Origin of the sequence: Geomonas propionica, from assembly GCF_016458235.1 — a bacterium.
Taxonomy (GTDB): Bacteria; Desulfobacterota; Desulfuromonadia; order Geobacterales; family Geobacteraceae; genus Geomonas; species Geomonas propionica.
Genome location: NZ_JAEMHK010000010.1, coordinates 20569 through 43798, shown reverse-complemented (window position 1 = coordinate 43798; position 23230 = coordinate 20569). Strand labels below are relative to the sequence as shown.

Sequence of the window (23230 nt, the reverse complement as noted above, 5' to 3'; positions counted from 1 at the left end):
GCTCCGTAGTTCATTCCATTTCCATTTTCGCTATCATTTCCCGCCATTTCTTGCTCCCGTCGAGCCCGCGCCGGTACTCCGCGGTAATGGTGGCGCCCGGGTAGACCTCGTTGGCCCCGTGCTGGGCCACGTGATGCAGCGGCGTGCCGTCAATCTCGGCGCACCCGGACTCCTGGTAGGTGTCGAAGGGGAGGGAGGCGATGAAGCGCTTGGTGTCCTCCATCTGCTTGGCCGTTTCCCCGGGGAGACCGTAGGTGAAGGTGCCGTGGACGGTCATGCCGAGCCCCTTGATGTAGTGGATGACCTCGCGGGCCTGCTCCAGGTCGATGTGCTTGTTCACAATGTTGTCCACCACGTGCTGGTTGCCACTTTCGAAACCGATCTTGACCCCGAAGCAGCCGCTTTCCTTCATATCGCGCCAGCACTCCTTGGAAATGGTGTCGGAGCGGCACATGGCGCTCCAAGGGATGCCGACCTTTCGCATCACCTCGCAAATCTCGCGCACGTGACGATTGCCGAGGTTGAAGGTGTCGTCGTCGAAGTAGACCGAGCGGTACGGGTAGCGCCGCGTCATGTGGAGCAGGAACTCCTCCATGTATTCCTTGCTGTAGTACCTGACGGTGCGCTGTCCGGTGCCGTCGGGATCGTTGCCGGTCATGGTGGAGGGCCATACGCAGAAGATGCATTTGAAGGGACAGCCGCGGCTGGACCAGGCCTGGAGATGCGGCAGGAGCATCCCCTTGGGGTTGCAGTCGAAATAGCGCAGGGCGATGGTGTCGTCATAGTAGGGGAAGGGGGCGGCGTTCATCTCCTCAGGCGTCAACAGGTCGAACTCGATCATCCCGCAGGCGCCGTTTAACACCTTCAGTGCTCCCTTCTCGTACTCCCCCTTGATCACGGCGTGGACGGGCTGCTCCGCCAGGATGGCTTCCCCCTGCACCCATACCGGGCCGGTGATGACGATCCGGCTCTCAGGGGAGACACTTTTGATCCGGCGCAGCAACTGTGCGTCGTGCTCCCAGCTTGTGGTGGCTGACTCAATGAAGATGTAGTCGTAGCGCTCTTCCTCGAGATGTTCGAGATAGCTCCGGTATGACTCCGCGAGGGCGAGGCTGTCGCGCATCCTGACCGCTGCGCCGCTCTTTTTTTGCACGTAGCTCGCGGCGTACCCCATGAAGAAGGGGTAGGGGAGGTAGTTGCCGTAGCGGAAGTTGTCCGGGCTGCTGGTGACGGCAAAGGTGTGCGGCCACCGTGAGCCGGCCCTGGCGCCGCTCCAGCACCGGGTCTGCAGTTCACCCCGGTCGTCCTGGATCATCTCGCGTTCACCCCACCACGGAGGGTTGGAAAAAAGTATCTTCGGGTTTGCCATGATAAAGGTCCTGTTGCTACAGATTCCCTGCCGCAGATGCAGGGATGGTGATCCTCTCCGGCCGGCCGACCTCGGACATAAGGATCTGGTGTGCGAAAAAGGAGAAGAAGTTGTACTCATACAGCACCCGCGAGCGCGCCTGCCGAATCGCCTCGTACCGTTGCTGCCAGAGCCGGTCCAGGTCCAGCGATGCCAGCTCTTCGAAGACACTTTCCGAATGGATGTCGATCTCCAGGAAGGAGTCCCTTGGAAAGTATTCGGCAACCCTGTTGCAGCCGAAGTAGATGGGGAGGCAGTAGCCCAGGAAGGCGTCAGCCAATTTCTCCGACCAATAGAGCGAATTGGAGAAGTTCTCCACCACGATCGTGTTCTTGTACGGGGCGAGGACGTCCCCCTTGCAGGTGAAGTCGGCGTAGCCGCGGCCAAACAGGTGGAAGGGGATCACCCCGGCAAGTGCCTTCAGAAAATTGACGCGGTCCTTGTGTCCCTGAAAATGCGTGCTGTTGCTGGTGATGAAGCAGGTTCTCTTGAGTTTGTCGGGGCAGGGGGCCGCGACGAGTTCGTCGTAGGACTTGCCGATGTGCCAGTTTATCGGCACGAAGGTCTGGACCGCGTTTGCACTGGCCGGCTCGGGATCCGAGGTGTAGCAGCGGGCAATGCTCCGCTCCGCCGCGTGCAGATGCCGAAAATACTCGTTCGGGGGCTCGATGGTGAAGGACCAGACGTTGCCGGGAGGGACGGTGACCTCGATGTCTGCGCTGGGCTGGTCCGCGATCAGGAGGAAATCGCAGCTGTCGACCCTTTCTATGGTGAACTCCACCTCGCCCCAGATGCCTTGTGCCCCCGGGGTCTGCCTGAGGAGTCCTTCCAGTATCCTTCTCTCTTCATGGGGTTTGTGCAGGTACCTTCCCCAAGCTATTCGTGCCAGCCTACGTGCCATGGGAAACCCTCAGATGTTTTGCAGCACGAACACCGGCTGCACGAAGTCGATGCCCAACTGGCCTGCATCGAGTTGCTCCTCGGAAAAACCCGCGCTGTCGATCAGCCGCCATCCATCTAATAGCAGCGGCAGGCGAGCCCGCCCGTAAATCCTGTGCGCATTCCAGCAGACCGCGTCCTTTCCCACTGGGACCGCCAGGAACAGAATTCCTTCCTTGGCGACGCAGGACTTTAGCTTTCTCATCGCCTTTAGGTCTCCATCTGGATCGATGGGGTCGCCATATCGGCCCAAGCCGCTGTGCTCTATGGAGCTGATCGACAGCGCTATGTCGTACGGGACCGGATGCCGCTCGAACTCGCGGACCGTGTAGGTTCTAAGCCCCGGTATGTCATGGACGATCTCCCGGTATTCCAGGGTGGCGGGCCGTCCCTGGAAGTGGCTCACCAGCGCCTCGTAGAAGGGATGTACCGAACCGACCACCAAGACGTCCTTGCCGGCGATACTGTGGGCCTTTAGCATCCGGCACAGGTGTGGATCCGTGTCATAGCAGTAAGCCGTCTCGGTGCCGGCGACCAGAGCGGCCTTCTGCTTCATCTTGTTGAAGTACTCGTTGGTCCAGTGCAGGGTCCCTCCCGAGGTTTCCGAGAGGAAATAGAGGGTGATGGGGACGTTGCCGTTCATGGTGAACGAGGCAAGCATGTGATCGGGTATGGTGAACTTTGGCCCCATGATCTGTTCCGGCTCCTTTCCCTGCATCGCCGGCGCCGGGGGGGCGAGCCTGGAGCTGCCGCGCTTGTGCGCGATCAGGTTGAGAGAAACGGGCACCCCCTCATAGCGGTAGGTGGTGGCATCCTGGGTGAAGATGCCAAACTCCGCAACCTGCTGGGCATCCCCGAATCCCGCCCAATTCAGGTACTGGGAGAGGAGCGTCTTGTCGAAGGCGCACTTGTGGAAATCGTTGGGGCCGGTCTGACCTCCGAAGAGGATGTTGATTACTCCAATCTTCGCGGAGGTGCCTGCATTGGGGTTGAAGTAGAGCTGCACCAGGCGTTCGAGGTCGGGGACGGCGAGATAGAGCTTTCCTCCTGGGCGCATGATTCTATTGATCTCAGTCAGCGTTCTTGCCAACTCATCCGTGTGCGACAAATGCTCTATCACGTGGCTTGCGTAGACCTCGCCTATGGTGCCGTCCTCGAACCGGCTCAGGTCGCAGCAGTCGCCGACAAAATCGACCTCTTCGCCTGGCTCTATGTTCAGGATGTGCCACCCGTCTTTTTTCTCACGTCCGCCTATATGGAGGCGTTCTACCGTGTTGGCCGCCACTGCCATTTAGATACCTCCGATTCTGATCTGTTCGGCAACCCAGGGGATGATCTCGTCCAGGCAGTCGCTGAGCGTGCTGCGCGCCTCGAAGCCCAGGATCCGCTTCGCCTTTTCAACGGACGGTACCCTTTTCTGTACGTCATAGGTGAACGGGGTGTCGGAGACGAAGCTGAATGTCTTGTCCCCGTTGACTTTTTGCCAGATCAGTCGTGCCAGTTCCAACACAGTGGTCGAGGTGGGGGTGGAAAGGTTGAAATCTTCGTTCAGCGCCGCCGGGTTCTCGATGCAACAGCAGAGTCCCTTGGCCAGGTCGCCCCCGTAGGTGTAGTGACGCACCTGGTTGCCATCGCCCAGTATGTGCAAAGGGTCCTGCCCCTTCAGCACCTTTTGCACCAGGTCCGGAACCACGTGGCTCATGGCGAGTTTGATGTTGCCTGAGTAGACCTCCTTATCGCACAGTGCCCGTTTTTCACCGGTACCGATGCAGTTGAACGGCCTGGCGATGGTGTAAGGGAGGCGGCACTGCTCCCACGCCCCCTTGCAAAAGTACTCGCAAGAGAGTTTTTGGAAGCCGTAGGTGGAGAGCGGCGGAGGGCAGCGGAGCTGTTCCCCTTCCGGTGTGGGATAGACCGTGGTGCTCTCGTAAACCATGGAAGATGAGATTACGTTTATCTTCTTCAACTTCCCTTTTGTGAAGGAGTCGATTGCGGCGTCGAAGGTGGACGCTATGATCCTCTCGTTTTCGGCAATGAGATCGTAGGCATACTCGTGGAAGAGGGAGATGCCGCCGATCATGGCGGCGCCAGCGACCATCTGGTCGCATTCGCCAGCAAGAGACTTCATTAACCCGGTATCCTTGACGTCGCCAAGGACGAAGTGGTATCTGGGGTTGTTGTCGTAGCTCTTCTCGACCTTTCCGTACTTCGAGTAGTTGTCGATGCCGATGACCTCATGGCCGTGCGCCAGGATCTCCTCGACCAGATACCCTGCGATGAAACCGGCCGAACCCGTGACAAGAATTTTCATCAGAACAACCCGCCTTTTCCAAAGAAGTTCCATACGTCGACCAGATGCTTCTCCGGCGCGATGGTTAGTTGAGCGTACTCCGCATGCGGAGTGGCAAGGACCACTATGTCGGCCGCAGCGACGACTTCCTGTGCCGATATGAACCCCTGCTCCTCGATGTAGGCGTCGGAACAGAGTACGCGGCGCGCCTCCAGGGTGAAGAGTTTGCGCAGCTTGTAGGCAAGGGACTCCCGCTTGTCATCGTTGTTGGCCTTGAACGCCATCCCGAGGATGCCAACGGTCTTGTTCTTTAGTCCGCCGCGCTCCTTGAGACGTTGCACTATGAAGTTGGGCAAACCTTCGTTCACCAGCATCGCCGCATGCCCCATGAAGAAGTTGCTGTTGCTGTAGCTGGCCAGTTGCATAGTGTCCTTGAACAGGCACGGGCCGGCAGCAAAGCCGGGAGCCGGGAAATTCTGCGCCCGGGGGTACTTGTGCTTTATGGCGTGGAAGATCTTGTAGAAGTCAACATTGTTCTGCGTGCTGAGCTGGTAAAAGTAATTTGAGATGGCGAACTGCAAGTAGCGCCAGGTGTTCGTGTAGAGTTTCGCGAGTTCTGCCTCCAGCGGTTCCAACTCTATCACGTCCTCGGTGATGGACTGGAACAGCTCGCGGGCCTCGCGCAGACTGTCACGGTCGAAGCCCGAAACTATCTGGGGCAGTTCGGCCAGTTCCTTCAGCGCCTTCCCTTCTGCGATTCTCTCCGGGCAGAAGGAGACGGAGAGCTTCCTGCCGCTTTCCAGCAGCATGTCCCGCGCCTTCTCCGTAATGCCAGGGTAGATGGTGCTGCGCAGCACCACATGCTGGCCATCCCGAAGGTACGGCTTTAGGTCTGCGATGCAATTGGTGAACTGCTTGAGGTTGGGGTTTAGGTGCTCATCCACAGGTGTGCCAATGGTGATGATAATGTACTTTGCTTTGGAAATTACTGATGGGTCCGTGGAGACGTAAAGCGTTTGGTTAATCACCCCGGCCAGGGCTGTTTCGGCACCTTCCTCCATGAAAGGAATCACGCCTTTGCGGACCAGCGTGGTGGCCTCCTCGTTGATATCGTAGAGGACCACGTTTTTTCGTTTTGACGCGAAGGCAATGCCCAGTGGTAGTCCTACGTGTCCTAAACCTCCGATGATGCACACTTCATATTCGATGTCAGACATGGTAATCCTTTTGTGGTCAGGAGCTTATGGAGACTGTTTCGGTTAAGCAAATGATGTGCCAGAGGCGGTGACAAAAAATTGAAAGGAATGTGTCGTTTCTTGACGCAGTGGCAGCGGGTGGCTGGGGGGGGGGCAGTACCAGGCAAACAACGAGGGATTCCTGCTCTCCGCCAAGCCGGTCATGGGGTGGCTCAACGCGGACGATAAGACACACAAGCTGTTCGAGGTAGTCGGCTTGGTTATAGGTGGGGGGGTACGATCGATATCCCTCGCATGGATCTTCCTTTCCAGTGGCTGCGCGGCCCCCGTTCGTCTTCGGGATCGGGGTCCTACCGTTCATCAGCAGAAAGCATGTCTGCGGGACGGCCAGATGCACGGGGATAAAAAAAGCCCGCGGTGAGAGCCGCGGGCTTGATTGAGGCGGTGAGCTTCGGCGCTAGAAGGGGCTTTCCGCGGCGCCGGCGAATTCGTCCGCAGTCGGGTCCATGATCTTGCCGCGGGCGTCGGTCCCGGTGAACTTGAAGACCATGTGGGCCGGGTCGATGGTGGCGTTGCCGGTGGAGTTCTGGCTCAGCGTGAAGGTGACCGTGGCCGCCTGTTTTTCCGGGTCGTACACCACGCTGGTGGGGTTCTGCGGGATGTACGCCTCGGTGGGGAGCACCGGCAGCAGGTTGTTGTAGTACCCTGCGGCGCCGCCGCTGGCCTTTGCTATGGTCCAGTTGCTGGTGTCCTGCACGGAGGTGGCATCCATGGCGGAATCGAAGTAGAAGGTGAGGCTGAACTCCTTGGCCTGGATGTTGGCCCCGTTGGTAGCGACGCCGAGCAGGCTGCCGAGGTCCGTGCCGGCCTGCAGGGCCGGTGTAAAGGTGTCGGTCTCGCCGCCGCCGGCGGCCACCATCTTGGGCTGAGCGATGGTCGCTTGCAGCAGCGCTCCCTGGGCGGAATTGAGCCGGGTCAGGGTGTCCACTTCCTTCTGCGCGTTGGTGCTGTCGCCCAGCGCGGCATAGGCGACGCCCAACTCGAAATGGGCCGCCTCCATCTTCGGGCGGATCTTGACCGCCCTGGTCAGCTGCTTCACCGCCTCGGCGTAGTTACCCTGTTTGTTGTAGGTGGCCCCGAGGCTGTAGTATGGGTTGGGGTCGTTGGGCGCCATCTTGGAGACCTTCTTGAACTGGGCCTCCGCCTCGTGCAACCGGCCGGTCTGCAGGTAGAGCTGTCCCAGCGTGTAGGGCGCCACGGTGTCCGAGGGGTTGAGGCGGGCGGCGTCCTTGAACTCCTTCTCCGCCAGGTTGTATTTCTTCTGTTGCAGGTAGATGTTGGCCAGGTTGGTGTGCACCGAATCCTGGGTCGGATCGATGGTGAGGGAGGTCTTGTAGGTCTTGATGGCGTCGTCGTACTTCTTCTGGGCCAGGTAGGCGTTGGCCAGGTAGTTGTACGACTGCGCGTTGGTCGGGTCCAGGGAGATGGCGCGCTTGAACTCGCTTGCCGCCCGGGCGTAGTCCTTCTTCTGGAAGAACCCTGCGCCGGTGGCCATGGCGCCGGTCGCTGCCTGCGCCTTCATGGTGTCCTGCGAGGTCAGCGTGTCGAACATGTCGCCCAGGTAGTCCCAGGCCGATTTCTGCATTGCCATAACATCCTCCGCGCCTAGATGCTCATTAGCCCGCCTGTCGTATCGGCATCCCGCGCTGGAAACTTTAATCAAAACTGCTTTCGACAACGAAAACGCCCGGTTGCACCTTCAGGTCGACCGGGCGTCTGCTTCGTTGGCGCACCTTGGCTGCTATCCGTTGGCGGCCTGTTTCAAGGTGTCCAGGCACTCGCGGGCGTCGCGGTTCCAGGGCTCCAGGTGGATCACCTTGCCGTAGAAGGTCTCGGCTTCCTCCGGGCGGTCCAAGATGGTGCAGATCTTACCGAGGCTCATCAGCGTCTCGATGTTGCGGGGCTCTTTATTGAGCTGGTCCAGGTAGATGTTGATCGCCCCGTCCACGTCGTACCCCTCCACGAAATAAAAGTCGGCGAGGTTCTTCTGGAAGGTGTTGTTGCCCGGCGCCAGCGTTGCCGCTTTCTCGTAGTTGCGGCGGGCGCTGTCCTTGTCGCCGTTTTGATAGGCGAGGACGGCGAGGTCGTTGTAGGCCGGCGCGAAATCAGGATAGAGCGCTACGATCTTCTGCAGCTCCCGCTCGGCCCCGGCCAGGTCGCCCCGGTTCACCAGTTCCTGCGAGTTCAGGTAGATGTCCTCTGCAGTCAAATCGTCCTCCTCGGCGGCTGTCGCCGGTGCTGTGGCTGTGGTTGTGGCCGCTGTGGCAGGTGTGGCCGCTGCGGAAGCGTTTTGCCTCAGTTCGGAGAGCCGCTCGCGCACCGCCATGTTGGTGGGTTCGATCTCGAGCGCCCTTTGCAGGAAAGACTCGGCGGCGTCCGGCTGCCCGACTCCTTCACAGATGATGCCGAGGTTCAGCAGGGTTTCCACGTCGTGCGGCGACCTCTCCAGCAGTTTCAGATAGATGTTGATCGCCTCGTCGGTCTGTCCCGTCTCGACATAGAGGAGGTCGGCCAGGTTCTTCTGGTAGACGTCCTCGTCGGGCTCCAGGGCCACCGCCTCGCGGTAATGGACCAGGGCTTGGTCGGTGTCGCCGAGCTGGTAGCTTATAGCGGCCAGATCGTTATGGGCCACGGCGTGCCGGGGGTAGGTGGCCAGGTACTGCCGCAGCAGTGCCGCGGCCTGTTCCAGGTCGTCGGCCGGGAGCTGCGACCTCAAAGCGGCATAGGCCGCAGTCGCATCGGGTGCGGCGGCCGGCTCCGGCATCGGCGCAGACTCGGCCCGAAGCGGCACCGTGAACGGCTGCGCCGCGGCTGCGGGAGCGCTCTGTACCTCCACCGGCTGCGGCGCCTTTTTGGGGGGCTGCTGCGGAGCGCACACGATCAGCTTAAGGCCGGTGAACTCACTGATGTGCTGGATGCGGAAGCGCTCCACCACGCTGAGCAGGAACTCGCGCAGCCCGTGGTTCGGATAGCCTTCCGGCAGGAAGCCGACGCTGTCGTGCACCTCCCTGCGCCAGAGCAGGTGAGGAGCGACCTCGGTGAGCTGGGAGAGCTGCTGGGGGGTATAGTCGGGCCAGATCACCTTGCCGTAGCTGGTGTGGTTGGCGAAGCTCTCGTGGGCGATGGCAGTGAAGCAGGTGTCACCGTAGGCCGCCATGGCTGTGGGATTTTGCTCCAGGGCGGCCGTCAACTGCTCGTAGGCGTCCCGCCTGAGGCGGTCGGTCACATCGAGGTTGGTGAGGTACCTGCCCGACGCCATCTTGAGCGCCATGTTGACCCCGCGGCCTGCCGCCCCGGAGGCGAGTTTCAGCGCGGCGAGGTTCGCGTAGCGCTGTTGCAGGTCCGCCACCACCGCCCATTCGCACTGTGCCGAGCCGGCGTCGACGACGATTACCTCCATCCTGCTGGCGACCGTCTGTTCCATCAGCTCGCCAAGGCATTCCCTGAGGTGGGTTTCCCCGTCACGGGTGACGACTATGGCGGAAACAAGCGGTCCATTCTCCATGACGGCGATCGCGCCGCTGGGGCGGGTAACTAACTGGCTCATGAAATTCTCCATTTCGGTTTGATAGCCTGCGGGTGCCGCGTGTCTGGCAGGTGATCGGGGACACGGGGCAAACAGGGAAGATGGAAGCAACTGGCATGCCAGCGCCGGCACAAACCGTCCGGCGCGCCGCCTGCGGCAGGGTGTCGTTGCCACTCCGGGCGAGTTCCGCACTCCGGTCCGCTCGTCAAATCCGCTTTCCGCGCGGGTTTTGCAATATGCGCAGCGTGCGCGGGGGACGGGGCCACCAGGGGGGGCAATATCGCCGTCAAATTTTTGAAAGAGGCGCTGCCACCGGCGAGGTCAATTATCCGACAGTTCCCTTTCCAAGGCTATCTCGAGACTCGGCAGGGGCGGGTAGATGTCGTAGCCGTACTGATACCCGTCGTAGTTGCAGGTGCTGGTGAGCTGAAAGTACCGGTGAGCATAGAGGTAAAACGGCCGTTCAGCCTCCCGCGACGATCAGGAAGACCCCCAGGAGCATGATGATGGTGGAGACGATGCCGCCGCGCTCCTTGAAGAGGTAATGGCCGTACAGGACGCCAAAAAGAAGGCTCAGGCGTTTGACCGCGATCATGTAGGCGACGTTGGTGAGGTTGACGGCATAAACGTGGGTGAGGGCCTGCAGCGCGTAGCAGATGGCGGGGAGCACCACGGTTTTGGCCGTGCCGTTGCGCAGCACGGGGCCCAGTTCGCCGCGGGACTTGTACAGGGCGATCGGTGTGAGGACGAGCACTAAGAGGGGGAGGTAAATCCCGGCGAAGAAGAGGGGGGAGGAGGCTGCTATGGCGCGCTTGCCCAGGGTGGAGGTGATGCTGTAGATGGTCGCGACCCCGAGCATGCACAGCGCCCCCTTCTCCCGGGCCAGCGCCTTCAGCGGCGCGAGCACCCCGGTTTCGCCCCTGCCGGTGTTGAGCAGGTAGCCGCCCAGGGCGATCAGCAGGATTCCGGTTCCCCCGGTGGGGGAGATCCTTTCCCCCAAGAGCAGGTACGGCACCACGAGCAGCAAAAGCGGCGTGAGCGACAGTAGCGGCAGGGTGAGCGACAGCGGCGAGAGCTTGAGGGCCTTGGTGTAGAGGATGATGGCCACCGCCTCCAACGGCAGCCCCGTAAAGATGCAGAAGTAGAAGTCATCACCGAGTTTCGGGGTTGGGATAAAGGGGAGGGCAGCCAGGAACAGTGGCAGGGTGGGGACGATGCGCAGCCAGGTGACCAGGTACTCGTTCCTGCCGGTCAGCGCGCGCTTGGTGGTCGCGTCGCTGGTGGCGAGGAAAAAGGCGGACAAAACGGTGAGAGGAAACCATAGCGGCATCATGGCGTTAATGATAACTGAAAAAGGGCCCTGCGCAGCAGAGGTTGTGACCTCCCTCAGATACTTCAAAAGCTGTTACACGAAGAACGCCGGGAATCCGCGAAGGGCGCGAAGAAATGCTGGAATACAAAAAATCTTTGTGAACTTTGCGCCGACTTCGCGTTCTTTGCTTAACTGCTTTTAAAAAACACGCAGCACTGTTGACTGCACAGGAAATCGGGGGCCTAATTAAAGACGTAGACCGAGGCTGCTAACAGTTCAGGGAGGGCGTCATCATGGGCAACGTTTTGATCCCGTCGATTGAACAGCGGTTGCGCGGCTTGATGGAGGTCGGCCGGAGGAACCTGCACGAACACGGCATGGAGCGGGCCAACCCCACGGTGACCATAACCCGGGAGTTCGGTTGTGAGGGGTACCCGGTTGCCGAGAGGCTGCAGGGGATACTGGAACATCGCTGCGGCAAACCGTGGGTCGTCATGGACCGGGCCCTGCTCGACGCGGTGGCCAAGGACCACAACCTCTCGGAAGGGATCCTACGCAACCTCGGCACCAAGAACCGTTTCCTCGACGACATGCTTTCCAGCTTTTCCTCGCGCTGGAAAAGCGACAAGGACTACTACCGCCTGCTTTGCCGCCAGATCGTTGCGCTGGCCACCGAGGGAAACGTGATCTTGGTCGGCAGGGGCGCTTCCATCCTCACCCAGAACACGGGCAACTGCTATCACTTCCGCATCATCGCCCCCATGAGTTTCAAGGTGAAGGCGGTGGCGGCCCGCTGCGGGATCTCGCCTGACAAGGCGCAAGACATGGTTACGGAGAAACAGCGCCAGCGCGACGCCTTCCTCAAAGATTTCCTCGGGCGTGACATCACCGACCCGACCCTGTACCACCTCGTCTTCAACAACGCCCGCCTGTCGGCGCAGCGGATGGCGGAGGTCATGGCTGACGTAGTCATGCCGACGACGCGCGGCTAGCCGAGGCCCTCCTTGCCGGAGAACTGTGCGGGGTCCGAAGGGTACAGGGTCACCAGCGCCACTTCGGGAGGGTTGTTGATGCGGATCGGGAACCAACTCTCCCCCAGACCGCCGTTGACGATCATGGTGCTTTTCCCTTGGCGGTACAGGCCGTAATCCCACCTCGGCAAGTAGCCCATGGAGGGGATGTAGGGCGCGCCGATCAAGGGGACGCGGATCTGTCCCCCGTGGGTGTGGCCAACCAGCATCAGGTCCACACCGGCCTGCACCGCCTGCGGGAAGGGGTGCGGCGCATGGGCCAGCAACAGGCGCGGTTGGCGGGCATCGGTAGGGCTTAGCGCCTGCGTCAAGTTCGCCCTCCCGGTGACGGGGTCGTCCACCCCGACCACCCAGAGCCGGTCCTCCCCCCTCCGTAGCACCTCCGATTCGTTGGTTAGAACCCTGACTCCAGCCTGTTCAAGTTTCGCGTTGACTTGCGGCGCCAGTTGCGCGCCCCACTCGTGATTGCCGCTCACCGAGAAGGCCGGGCTTTTGGAAAAGCCGCCAATCCCCCGGATCAGTTCGAGAGCCGCATCGACCTTTGGCGAAGTCCGCAGCACCAGGTCTCCCGTGACGGCCAGGAGATCGAAGGATAATCCGCGCAGTATCGCCAGCAGATCCTTGCCGTGTTCGCCGAATTCCTTGTCGTGCAGGTCGGTGATATGCAGGATGGTGAAGCCGTGGAAAGGTCGGGGGAGGTTTTGCACCGGCACCCGGTAGCGCCGCACCGCCACCGAGACCCGCTGATAGTAGAGGTAGGGCAAAAAGGCGATCCCGCCGGCCAGGAATGCGCGCCTGCTGATAGTTGTCATGAACGCACCTCCGGAATCAGCCGGAGATTATACCAAGGAGGCCCCGGACCTGTAGGGGCGAATAATTATTCGCCCTTCCCGCGGCACCCGGGCCTCTCGTCGACACCTTTTGACTTCCCCATTGCCGGACGCTATCATGCTCCCCTGGAACGAAAGGGGGGGCGATGGCAGATTTCGCGGTGAGCGAGGAAAAGAACCGCTGGCTGAAAGCGAAGATGGAACAGCTCGGGGTCGCGGAGAAGGACCTGGAGGAGCGTTTCGTCCATGCATCGGGGCGGGGCGGGCAGCACGTCAACAAGAGCTCCTCCTGCGTCTACCTGAAACACCTCCCCAGCGGGCTCGAGGTGAAATGCATGGAATCGCGCAGCCAGTCGCTGAACCGGTTCCTTGCCCGCCGCCTACTGTTGGAGAAGATCGAGGGCGCCGGCGGCGGCATGACCAAGAAGGAATTGGCCGCGGAAAAGCTGAAAAGGCAGAAGGCCCGCAGAAAACGGCGCGGCGGCGCCAAGTATGGCACCGATGCTGCAACTGATGCGGGGCGGGAGCCGGAAACGGGGTCTGCAGCGTCAACGGGCCCGGAAGAGTGCCAATAATTTGACCGCTCGCGGTGGGCGGAACCCCTTGAGGTTCTTAGTGGTCCGACGCGGTCCGGGCCGTAAAGGGCGGAAAAAATAAAGTTGACAAGGTAATGAGGGGAAGGGTATAAATTCTCAATATCCTCAATCAGACCTTTTGCAGACACCTTTAAATACCCCGATTTTTATCTCATACCGAACCGGTACCGACACCTCAAGATAAACTCAAGGCTTACTTACTCACAGATCCTTTACACGATAGCGCTCGTCAGGCACGCCTCGCATGTTACCCATGCCGCATCGGTGAAACATTCCCGTATTCCAGTCAGGCAATTTGCCGTTAGATCTATATTTGCGCCATATCAGGAGAACAGATGAACCTACAGGAACTTAAAGAAAAGAAAATCAACGATCTCACGGCCATTGCCAAGGCGTTGAACATCGAGGGGGCGTCCAGTCTCAGGAAGCAGGACCTGATCTTCGCCATCCTCAACGCCCAGACCGAGAAGAACGGGATGATCTTCGGCGAAGGGGTTCTCGAGACTCTGCCGGACGGGTTCGGCTTCCTGAGGGCGCCGGATTACAACTACCTGCCGGGTCCCGACGACATCTACGTGTCGCCCTCGCAGATCCGCCGCTTCAACCTGCACACCGGCGACACCGTGGCCGGCCAGATCAGGCCGCCCAAGGAAGGGGAGCGTTACTTCGCCCTCTTGAAGGTCGAGACCGTGAACCACGAGTCTCCCGAGGTCGCCCGCGACAAGATCCTCTTCGACAACCTGACTCCGCTCTACCCGGAAGAGAAGCTGAAGCTCGAGACCGCGCCGGACAACATGTCCAGCCGCGTCATGGAGCTGGTGGCGCCGATCGGCAAGGGGCAGAGGGGCCTGATCGTCGCTCCGCCGCGCACCGGCAAGACCATGCTGATCCAGAACATCGCCAACTCCATCGCCGTCAACCACCCCGAGGTGTTCCTGATCGTCCTCCTGATCGACGAGCGTCCGGAGGAGGTTACCGATATGCAGCGCTCCGTGCAGGGCGAGGTCATCTCCTCCACCTTCGACGAGCCGGCTTCCCGCCACATCCAGGTAGCCGAGATGGTCATCGAGAAGGCCAAGCGACTGGTCGAGCACAAGCGCGACGTCGTCATCCTGCTGGACTCCATCACCCGTCTGGCCCGCGCCTACAACACCGTGATCCCGCCTTCCGGCAAGATCCTCTCCGGCGGCGTCGACTCCAACGCGCTGCACAAGCCCAAACGCTTCTTCGGCGCGGCGCGCAACATCGAAGAAGGTGGCTCGCTCACCATCATCGCCACCGCGCTGGTCGATACCGGCTCCAAGATGGACGAGGTCATTTTCGAGGAGTTCAAGGGCACCGGCAACATGGAGCTGCACCTGGACCGTAAGCTGGTCGAAAAGAGGACTTTCCCCGCCATCGACATCAACAAGTCGGGCACGAGGAAAGAGGAACTGCTCATCGAGAAGTCTTCTCTGAACCGCATCTGGATCCTCCGGAAGGTGCTCCACCCCATGAACGTGGTGGATTCCATGGAGTTCCTGATCTCCAAGCTGCAGGGGACCAAGACCAACCAGGACTTCCTCGATTCCATGAGCAAGTAAAAAAGTGTTGAAATCTTGCAGTGAAGGTGCTATTTATGGCTACTTTCCGGCAAGAACATCAAAGTCAGATAACGGGGTGCGCCCCGCCAGGAGGAAGATATGAAAGAAGGGATCCACCCCAAGTACGAAGAGATTACCGTGAAGTGCCTGTGCGGTAACCAGTTCCAGACCCGTTCCACCAAAGCGGAGATCTCCACCGAGATCTGCTCGCAGTGCCACCCGTTCTACACCGGCAAGCAGAAGCTTATCGACACCGCAGGCCGCGTCGAGCGCTTCCGCAAGCGCTACAACATCGCTGCGGCGCCGACCGAAGAAAGCTAGAGGCTTTCGCGTTCGCGAATCGGTTCGAGGGGATTTTGTCTATGGCGAAATCCCCTTATTTCGTTTTCTACAGCACGACAGTGTTTGAAGGATCTTCATGAAGGTTGCCCTCCTGCAGCACACCCCCGAGCCCGAGTTGACCATCGCACTGGCGGCCCGGCTCTGCTATTCGTCGGCCGACATCGAGGCGCTCAAGGATAAACTCTCCGGCGCCGACGTCAAAAAATTCCTGGACAAGATCATGTCGCTTGGGCACCAGTCGGTGCTGGAGCACGCTTCGTTCACCTTCGGCGTGGACGGGATCTCGCGCGTCACCAGCCACCAGCTGGTGCGGCACCGGGTCGCCTCCTTTTCACAGCAGTCCCAGCGCTACGTCTCGCATAAAGAACGCTTTGCCGTGGTGACGCCGCAGTCGATAGCGGACAACCCCGAGCACCTGCAGCTCTTCGAGGCCCAGGTCGCCTCGCTACACGCGGCCTATGCCACCCTGGTCGAGGCGGGTGTCCCGGCCGAGGATGCACGCTACCTGCTTCCCAACGCCACCGAAACCAAGATCATCATCACCATGAACGCCCGGGAGCTTCTGCACTTCTTCGCCGTGCGCTGCTGCGAGCGGGCCCAGTGGGAGATTCGCGCCATGGCCGTCGAGATGCTGCGTCTCGTGAAGCCGGTGGCGCCCACCGTTTTCGACAAGGCCGGCCCCGGCTGCCTTGCCGGCCCCTGCCCTGAAGGCGCCATGTGCTGCGGCAAGATGGCCGAGGTGCGGGAGTTCTTCCGGGCTCTATAGCCTTTCAACACGAGGTAACAACGTGTCAAAGATAAACATTGGCGGACAGGCGGTTCTGGAAGGCGTCATGATGCGGGCCCCCCGCTCCATGGCCATTGCAGTGAGAAGGCCCGACGGCGACATCTCGGTGAAGAGCGAGACGGTGATCCCGCTTTCCGAGCGTTTCCCCATCACCAAGCTCCCCATCGTCCGTGGAGCGGTGGCGCTTTTCTCGTCGCTCATCATCGGCATCAAGGCGCTCAACTTCTCCGCCAACGAGGCGCTCACCGAGGGCGAGGAAAAAGAAGAGATCAACGACTGGGCCATCGCCGGCACCATGGCCGTCGCCTTCGGTTTCGGCATCTTGCTCTTCTTCATCCTGCCGCTCTACCTGACCAAGCTGCTCATCCCGATCATCGGTGACTCCAACATCGTCTTCAACCTGGTGGATGGCGTGATTCGGGTCGCGGTGTTCCTGATCTACATCATCGGCATCTCGCGCATGAAGGACATCCAGCGGGTGTTCCAGTATCACGGCGCCGAGCACAAGTCGATCTTCACCTTCGAGGCGGGCGAGGAGCTCACCGTCGACAACGTGAGGAAGTACAGCTGCCTGCACCCGCGTTGCGGTACCAGCTTCCTGTTGATCGTCATGCTGGTGAGCATCGTGGTGTTCTCCCTGATCCCGAAGCTGTGGCCCTTCTACTTCAAGGCCGGCTCCAGGATCGTCCTGCTGCCGATGATCGCCGGGCTCTCCTACGAGGTCCTCAAGTGGACCGCCAAGCACGACAGCCACGCGCTGGTGCGGATGGTGATCGCCCCGGGCCTAGCGCTGCAGCGGCTGACCACCCGCGAGCCCGACGACAGCCAGATTGAGGTCGCCATCAAGTCGATGCAGGTCGCCCTCGAGCTGAACGACGGCTTCAAAGACGACCGGCTGGTCGTTTAGCCGGCACGTGAGGTAAGGGGAGCTCTCAGCGGGGATCCCGCACCTGTAGGGGCGAATAATCATTCGCCCGCCTTGCCGCTTGGGTGACCAGGCAGAATGTTTTTGATTGAATCAGGCCCAAGGGTCTTTTGAGGTGTTGTATGTCCATGTTCGATAAAATCGCAGATCTTGAAACCCGTTTCGGCGAGCTGGAATCGCTCCTTTCCGATCCGGAGGTGCTGGCGAACCAGACTGAGTTCAGGAAGCTCTCCAAGGAGCACGCCGGCCTCACCGAGTTGATCGCCGCCTACCGCGAGTACAAGAAAGTGCTCGCCGACATGGAAGGGAACAAGGAACTCCTGAAGGAGCCGGACCAGGAGATGCGCGAGATGGCCCAGGCCGAACTGGAAACCCTGGAGGAGCGCCGCGAGCAGCTGGAAAGCGAGATCCAAGTGCTCCTGCTGCCCAAGGACCCCAACGACGACAAGAGCGTCGTCCTGGAGATCCGCGCCGGCACCGGCGGAGACGAGTCGGCACTTTTCGCGGGCGACCTGTTCCGCATGTACAGCCGCTTCGCCGAGACCAACCGCTGGAAGGTCGAAGTGATCTCCGCATCCGAGTCCGAGCGGGGTGGCTTCAAAGAGGTAATCGCGCTGGTCGAGGGCGACGGTGTCTTCGCCAAACTGAAGTACGAGTCCGGCACCCACCGCGTGCAGCGCGTTCCCGAGACCGAGGCGCAGGGGCGCATCCACACTTCGGCCTGCACCGTGGCGGTCATGCCCGAGGCTGAGGACGTCGACATCGACATCAACCCGACCGACCTGAAGATCGACGTCTACCGCTCCTCCGGCGCGGGCGGCCAGCACGTCAACACCACCGACTCCGCGGTCAGGATCACCCACCTTCCGACCGGCACCGTCGTCGCCTGCCAGGAAGAGCGCAGCCAGATCAAGAACCGCGCGAAAGCCATGAAGGTCTTGAAGTCCAGGATCCTGGACAACATCGTGATGGAGCAGAACGCCAAGATGGCCGCCGACAGGAAGAGCCAGGTGGGCAGCGGCGACCGCAGCGAGCGCATCAGGACCTACAACTTCCCGCAGGGGCGCATGACCGATCACCGCATCGGGCTCACCCTGTACCGCCTCGATTCCATCATGGCCGGCGACATCTCCGAGATCGCCGATTCCCTGCGCGCCCACTACCAGATGGAAGCCCTGCAGGCCCAAAGCGAAGGCATGTAATTCATGCCTTCCGGGTCGGCCACCTTCGACGGACCCACAATGTCCAGGTAATTTGACATGACCACCACCCCCGAAAAATGGGATGTCCTCAAGATCCTTAATTGGACCAAAGGCTACCTTTCCGAGAAAGGCGTGGAAAACCCGCGCCTGGAGGCGGAGTGGATGCTGTGCGAGGCGCTGTCCCTGGACCGGGTCGGTCTCTACCTGAACTTCGACAAGCCCCTTTCCGACGCCGAGCTGGCCGCTTACCGCACTATGGTGGCGCGACGCGGCAAGCGCGAGCCGCTGCAGTACATCCTGGGGACCCAGGAATTCATGGGACTCGAATTTCGGGTCACCCCGGCGGTACTGATCCCGCGCCACGACACCGAGGTGCTGGTGACCGAGGCGATCGAGCGCGGTTCCGCCGCCCGGAGCATCCTCGACATCGGCACCGGCAGCGGCTGCGTGGCCATCGCGCTGGCCAAGGCACTGCCGCAGGCGGAAGTCTGCAGCGTGGACGTTTCCGCGGAAGCCCTCGAGGTCGCCCGCGGCAACGCCGAGCGCAACGAGGCCGCCGTGCAATTTTTCCAGGGCTCTATGTTCGAACCGTTTGCGGGACGACGCTTCGACATGGTAGTATCCAACCCGCCCTATATTCCCAATTCCGAACTGGCGACCTTGCAGGCAGAGGTGCGCGGCTTCGAGCCGATGGGCGCGCTCGATGGCGGGGCCGATGGCCTCGATTTTTACCGGCGTATCGTGAGCGACGCGCCCGGCTATCTGAACCCCGGCGGCTGGCTGATCTTCGAGGTCGGCGCCGGACAGGCACCCCAGGTGCTGGGACTTTTGAAGTCCGGCGGCTTCGCCGGGGAAACCTTCACCCAGACCGATCCTGCAGGCATCGAGCGCGTGGTCGGCGGCAGGCTCTGAGGGGGACTGGCTCCGCCAGGTGCCTGTCCCCTTAGGGACTGAGACATTTCCCTCCGCCCCTCGGGGCGTTGAACAAAAGAAAAGAACACAGAGGTAACAGTGGAAAAACTGATAATCAAAGGTGGCAACAAACTTTCCGGAGAAGTGACCGTCAGCGGATCGAAAAACGCCGCCCTCCCCATATTCATCTCCACCATTCTGGCGCCCGGGTGCCACACCATCAGCAACGTTCCCTTCCTGAGGGATATCAACACCACCATCAAGGTGCTGGAGAAACTCGGCGCCACGGTCGACGGTCGCGGCAACGTGGTCAAGATCGACACCACCAACCTGAACAGCTGGGAAGCCACATACGACCTGGTGCGCACCATGCGCGCCTCCGTGCTGGTGCTCGGCCCGCTTTTGGCCCGTTTCGGCCAGGCCCGCGTATCGCTCCCTGGCGGCTGCGCCATCGGCGCGCGTCCCATCAACCTGCACCTGAAAGGTCTTGCCGCGCTGGGCGCTGAGATCACCCTGGAGCATGGCTACGTGGAAGCGAAGGCCAAGAAACTGAAGGGTGCACGCATCAACTTCGACATCTCCACCGTGGGCGGCACCGAGCAACTCCTGATGGCGGCCGCCACCGCGCAGGGGGAGACCATCCTGGAGAATGCGGCGCGCGAACCGGAGATCGTGGACCTCGCCGATATCCTGACCAAGATGGGCGCCAACATCGAAGGGGCCGGCACCGACACTATCCGCATTAAAGGGGTCGAGCAATTGACCGCCGCCGAGCACGCGGTGATGCCGGACCGCATCGAGGCCGGTACCTTCATGATCGCTTCCGCCATCACCGGCGGGGACATTAAGATCAAGAACATGCGCCTGGAGCACCTGGACGCCCTGACCTTCAAGCTGCAGGACGCCGGCGTGGAGATCATCAACAAGGACAATGTGGTCCGCGTCAAGGGGCCGAAGAAGATTCGCAACGTCAACATCAAGACCCGTCCCTACCCGGGCTTCCCGACCGACATGCAGGCCCAGTTCATGGCCCTCATGTGCGTCGCGGAAGGCGCCAGCGTGATCTCGGAGAACATCTTCGAGAACCGTTTCATGCACGTCTCCGAGCTGCTGCGTTTCGGCGCTGACATTATCTGCGAAGGCAACGCCGCAACCGTCAAAGGCGTCAAGAAGCTTTCCGGCGCGCCGGTCATGGCGACCGACCTCCGGGCCTCCGCGTCGCTGATCCTTGCCGCCCTGGCCGCTGACAACACCAGCGAGATCTCCAGGATCTACCACCTGGACCGCGGCTACGAGAACATCGAGAAGAAGCTCGCCGGACTCGGCGCGGACATCGTCCGCGTCCCGGACGTCGACGGGCCGTAGTGCATATTGGGGGCATGACACGCTGATGTCGTGCCCCCAAGCTTTACCTTCCCTCTCCCTCTGGGAGAGGGTGCCCGCAAGATCCGTAACACATAAATGCCATGCTCCCACGGAGTTTTTAAAATGACCGACTACGTCACCATCGCCATCCCGAAAGGCCGCATCCTGCAGGACTCCGTTGCCCTGTTCAAGAAGATCGGCATCGACTGTGAAGAGCTCCTCTCCGACACCCGCAAGCTTGTTTTCGAGAACCACGAGCAGAAGATGCGCTACATGATCGTGCGCGCCACCGACGTCCCCACCTACGTGGAGTACGGCTGTGCCGACCTCGGCATCGTCGGCAAGGACACCCTGATGGAGGCGGAGAAGGATCTCTACGAGCCGCTGGACCTGAAATTCGGCTATTGCCGCCTCATGGTCGCCGAGCCGGTCGAACTTTCCAGCAAGGACGACCCCTCCGCCTGGAACAACATCCGTATCGCCACCAAGTATCCTAACGTGACGGAGAAGTACTTCGCGGCGAAGGGCATACAGGTCGAGCTGATCAAGCTTTACGGCTCCATCGAGCTTGCTCCGCTGGTCGGCCTTTCCGAGCGCATCGTCGACCTCGTTTCCACCGGCGAGACGCTGAAGCAGAACGGCCTGGTGGAGATTGAAACCATCGCAGAGATCACCTGCCGCCTGATCGTCAACCGTGCGAGCCTCAAGACCAAGCACGAGCGCATCTCCAAGATCATCGAAGGGCTGGAGCAGCATATATAACGACCGGATCGCAGAAGGGACTGGCTCCGTTAGGTGCCAGGCCCTCTAGCGGAACGCTCCATTCCGCCCACCCACCTTACCCAAGCCCAAAGGGGACAGGCACCTGGCGGAGCCAGTCCCCTCCTTCGGGCAGGGTGCTCGAGAGGGGTGAATGCGAGAGTATAAAGATTTTATTTCCACCATTCGCGAGGTTTAAAGATGCAGTTCCTCGACATCAGGGAAGCAGATTTTCAGGCGAAGTTCGATGCCATTGTTGAGCGTGGCGAGGAGTCGGGGCGCGAGGTCGAAGAGGTGGTGCTGGGCATCATCTCGGATGTGCGCAAGCGCGGCGACGCGGCGCTCCTTGATTACACCCGCCGTTTCGACCGGCTGGAGTGCGACGCGGCTGGGCTGGAGATCACCGAGGAAGAGTTCGCCAAGGCCTTCGCCCAGGTGGACGAGAAGGACCTCGCGGCGCTGAAACTCGCCGTCGAGCGCGTCGCCCGCTATCACGAGAAGCAGAAGCAGCAGACCTGGCTTTCCACCGAGGAAGCCGACATCATGCTGGGCCAGAAGGTTACCCCGCTCGCCAAGGTGGGCATCTACGTCCCCGGCGGCAAGGCCTGCTATCCCTCCAGCGTCATCATGAACGCCGTGCCCGCCAAGGTCGCCGGCGTCGGCGAGATCATCATGGTCGTCCCCACCCCGGGCGGTGAGACCAACGCCCACGTGCTGGTAGCCGCCAAGCTTGCCGGCGTCGATCGCATCTTCCGCATTGGCGGCGCGCAGGCCGTCGCGGCACTCGCCTACGGCACCGCCACCGTTCCGAAAGTCGACAAGATCACCGGCCCGGGCAATATCTACGTCGCCACCGCCAAGAAGCTGGTCTTCGGCCAGGTCGGCATCGACATGATCGCCGGCCCGAGCGAGATCCTGGTCATCAACGATGGCAGCGGCAACCCGACCCACATAGCGGCGGACCTTCTCTCCCAGGCCGAGCACGACGAACTTGCCTCCTCCGTACTGATCACCACCGACCGCGCTTTCGGCGAGAAGGTGGCGGCCGAGGTGGAGCGCCAGTTGAAGGAACTTTCCCGCGAGGCGATCGCCCGCAAGTCCTGGGAATCCTTTGGCGTCATCATCGTGGCCGGCGACCTGGAAGAGGCCATTGCCTTCTCCAACCGCATCGCCCCGGAGCACCTGGAACTCGCAGTGGAGAACCCGTTCGAGATCATGCCGCTCATCACCAACGCCGGCGCGATCTTCATGGGACACTACACCCCCGAGGCCTCCGGCGATTATCTCGCCGGCCCCAACCACACGCTCCCGACCGGCGGCACGGCGCGCTTCTTCTCGCCGCTGTCGGTGGATGACTTCATCAAGAAAAGCTCCCTCATCTATTTCACCAAGGGCGGCCTGCAGCGGGTCGGTGCCGATATCGTCCGCATCGCCACGCTGGAAGGGCTGGAAGCCCACGGCAAGTCGGTCAGCTTCAGGCTGGACAGCTAGTTTCAAATTCATGGCAGCTTTGATCATGTAATTAAAGGAGGCAGGCATGGCCAGGTCGGCAAACATCGAACGCATCACCAAGGAGACGCAGATCAAGCTCTCCCTTGAAATCGACGGCAAAGGCGAGGCGCAGCTCTGCACTTCGGTCCCCTTTCTGGATCACATGCTGGACCTCTTCGCCAGGCACGGCCTTTTTAACCTCAAGATCGAGGCGCATGGCGACATCGACATCGACTTCCACCACACGGTCGAGGACATCGGCATCGTGCTCGGCTCGGCGTTCAAGGAAGCCCTTGGCGACAAGTGCGGCATCCGCCGTTACGGCCAGGCCACCGTGCCGATGGACGAGACCCTGGCGAGCGTCGCCACCGACCTTTCCGGGCGTCCCTACTTGGTCTACAACGTTCAGCTCCCCAAGGTGAAGATCGGCGACTTCGACGTCGAGCTGGTGCGCGAGTTCTTCCAGGGCTTCGTGAACCACTGCGGCGCGAACCTCCACATCAACGTGATGTACGGCGACAACGTACACCACATCCTGGAAGCCTGCTTCAAGGCCGCGGCCCGCGCCCTCGACATGGCGACCCAGATGGACCCCCGCATCGAAGGGGTCATGTCCACCAAGGGCAAGCTGTAAGCCTGCCCTCACCCCGGCCCTCTCCCGGAGGGCGAGGGGGGG

General features: G+C 61.0%; 21 protein-coding genes. 12 read left to right on the top strand and 9 right to left on the bottom strand.

Translation table 11 applies throughout. From position 1 onward, the window contains the following. Positions 1 to 10: 10 nt before the first annotated feature. The 8 genes from JFN90_RS13690 to JFN90_RS13655 all read right to left on the bottom strand — a co-directional run bounded on the left by JFN90_RS13690 (position 11) and on the right by JFN90_RS13655 (position 10752). A complete protein-coding gene (locus JFN90_RS13690) occupies positions 11 to 1369 on the bottom strand; it encodes a B12-binding domain-containing radical SAM protein (RefSeq protein ID WP_199395682.1) in 1359 nt (452 codons plus the stop codon). Between the two features lie 16 nt (positions 1370 to 1385). Then, on the bottom strand, positions 1386 to 2309 hold the full coding sequence (locus JFN90_RS13685) for a glycosyltransferase family 10 domain-containing protein (protein ID WP_199395681.1): 924 nt from the start codon (positions 2307 to 2309) through the stop codon (positions 1386 to 1388). Positions 2310 to 2318: 9 nt separating this feature from the next. After that, positions 2319 to 3638 carry a class I SAM-dependent methyltransferase gene (locus JFN90_RS13680; RefSeq protein WP_199395680.1) on the bottom strand — a complete coding sequence of 440 codons (1320 nt, stop codon included), beginning with the start codon at positions 3636 to 3638 and terminating at the stop codon, positions 2319 to 2321. After that, complete coding sequence (locus JFN90_RS13675; protein ID WP_199395679.1) at positions 3639 to 4658, bottom strand: NAD-dependent epimerase/dehydratase family protein; 1020 nt, start codon at positions 4656 to 4658, stop codon at positions 3639 to 3641. Beyond that, positions 4658 to 5854 carry a nucleotide sugar dehydrogenase gene (locus JFN90_RS13670; RefSeq protein ID WP_199395678.1) on the bottom strand — a complete coding sequence of 399 codons (1197 nt, stop codon included), beginning with the start codon at positions 5852 to 5854 and terminating at the stop codon, positions 4658 to 4660. Before JFN90_RS13670 ends, JFN90_RS13675 begins: the two co-directional genes overlap by 1 nt. Positions 5855 to 6290: 436 nt before the next feature. Next, the gene (locus JFN90_RS13665) at positions 6291 to 7484 is read right to left on the bottom strand and encodes a tetratricopeptide repeat protein (protein ID WP_199395677.1); all 1194 of its coding nucleotides are present in this window, start codon (positions 7482 to 7484) and stop codon (positions 6291 to 6293) included. Between the two features lie 150 nt (positions 7485 to 7634). Continuing rightward, positions 7635 to 9440, bottom strand: coding sequence for a tetratricopeptide repeat protein (locus JFN90_RS13660; RefSeq protein WP_199395676.1), 1806 nt, complete (start codon positions 9438 to 9440; stop codon positions 7635 to 7637). 442 nt (positions 9441 to 9882) lie between these two features. Further along, the gene (locus tag JFN90_RS13655) at positions 9883 to 10752 is read right to left on the bottom strand and encodes an EamA family transporter (protein ID WP_236019007.1); all 870 of its coding nucleotides are present in this window, start codon (positions 10750 to 10752) and stop codon (positions 9883 to 9885) included. A 272-nt stretch (positions 10753 to 11024) separates the two neighbouring features. Here JFN90_RS13655 and JFN90_RS13650 point away from each other — a divergent pair, with 272 nt between their 5' ends. Then, positions 11025 to 11723, top strand: a complete 699-nt coding sequence (locus JFN90_RS13650) for a cytidylate kinase-like family protein (protein WP_215906801.1) — start codon at positions 11025 to 11027, stop codon at positions 11721 to 11723. Here JFN90_RS13650 and JFN90_RS13645 read toward each other — a convergent pair. Continuing rightward, positions 11720 to 12574, bottom strand: coding sequence for a metallophosphoesterase (locus JFN90_RS13645; RefSeq protein WP_199395675.1), 855 nt, complete (start codon positions 12572 to 12574; stop codon positions 11720 to 11722). The genes JFN90_RS13650 and JFN90_RS13645 overlap by 4 nt on opposite strands. A gap of 164 nt (positions 12575 to 12738) precedes the next feature. Here JFN90_RS13645 and JFN90_RS13640 point away from each other — a divergent pair, with 164 nt between their 5' ends. The 11 genes from JFN90_RS13640 to hisB all read left to right on the top strand — a co-directional run bounded on the left by JFN90_RS13640 (position 12739) and on the right by hisB (position 23188). Beyond that, positions 12739 to 13167 (top strand): peptide chain release factor family protein, encoded by a 429-nt coding sequence (locus tag JFN90_RS13640; protein ID WP_236019006.1) that lies wholly within the window; start codon positions 12739 to 12741, stop codon positions 13165 to 13167. Between the two features lie 356 nt (positions 13168 to 13523). Continuing rightward, on the top strand, positions 13524 to 14771 hold the full coding sequence (gene rho, locus JFN90_RS13635) for a transcription termination factor Rho (protein ID WP_199395674.1): 1248 nt from the start codon (positions 13524 to 13526) through the stop codon (positions 14769 to 14771). Positions 14772 to 14870: 99 nt separating this feature from the next. Continuing rightward, entirely contained in the window at positions 14871 to 15092 is a 222-nt protein-coding gene (gene rpmE / locus JFN90_RS13630; protein WP_015722394.1) for a 50S ribosomal protein L31, read from the top strand. 97 nt (positions 15093 to 15189) lie between these two features. After that, positions 15190 to 15879 carry an FAD-dependent thymidylate synthase gene (thyX, locus tag JFN90_RS13625; RefSeq protein WP_199395673.1) on the top strand — a complete coding sequence of 230 codons (690 nt, stop codon included), beginning with the start codon at positions 15190 to 15192 and terminating at the stop codon, positions 15877 to 15879. Positions 15880 to 15901: 22 nt separating this feature from the next. Beyond that, a complete protein-coding gene (locus tag JFN90_RS13620; protein WP_199395672.1) occupies positions 15902 to 16807 on the top strand; it encodes a DUF1385 domain-containing protein in 906 nt (301 codons plus the stop codon). Between the two features lie 146 nt (positions 16808 to 16953). Then, entirely contained in the window at positions 16954 to 18027 is a 1074-nt protein-coding gene (gene prfA / locus JFN90_RS13615) for a peptide chain release factor 1 (RefSeq protein WP_199395671.1), read from the top strand. Positions 18028 to 18084: 57 nt separating this feature from the next. Beyond that, on the top strand, positions 18085 to 18939 hold the full coding sequence (prmC, locus tag JFN90_RS13610) for a peptide chain release factor N(5)-glutamine methyltransferase (protein ID WP_199395670.1): 855 nt from the start codon (positions 18085 to 18087) through the stop codon (positions 18937 to 18939). A 99-nt stretch (positions 18940 to 19038) separates the two neighbouring features. After that, on the top strand, positions 19039 to 20304 hold the full coding sequence (murA, locus tag JFN90_RS13605; RefSeq protein ID WP_199395669.1) for a UDP-N-acetylglucosamine 1-carboxyvinyltransferase: 1266 nt from the start codon (positions 19039 to 19041) through the stop codon (positions 20302 to 20304). Positions 20305 to 20427: 123 nt separating this feature from the next. Beyond that, positions 20428 to 21066: an ATP phosphoribosyltransferase gene (gene hisG, locus JFN90_RS13600; protein ID WP_199395668.1), complete on the top strand. Its 639-nt coding sequence runs from the start codon at positions 20428 to 20430 to the stop codon at positions 21064 to 21066. 198 nt (positions 21067 to 21264) lie between these two features. Further along, a complete protein-coding gene (gene hisD, locus JFN90_RS13595; RefSeq protein ID WP_199395667.1) occupies positions 21265 to 22554 on the top strand; it encodes a histidinol dehydrogenase in 1290 nt (429 codons plus the stop codon). 46 nt (positions 22555 to 22600) lie between these two features. Beyond that, complete coding sequence (gene hisB / locus JFN90_RS13590; RefSeq protein ID WP_199395666.1) at positions 22601 to 23188, top strand: imidazoleglycerol-phosphate dehydratase HisB; 588 nt, start codon at positions 22601 to 22603, stop codon at positions 23186 to 23188. Positions 23189 to 23230 lie beyond the last annotated feature (42 nt).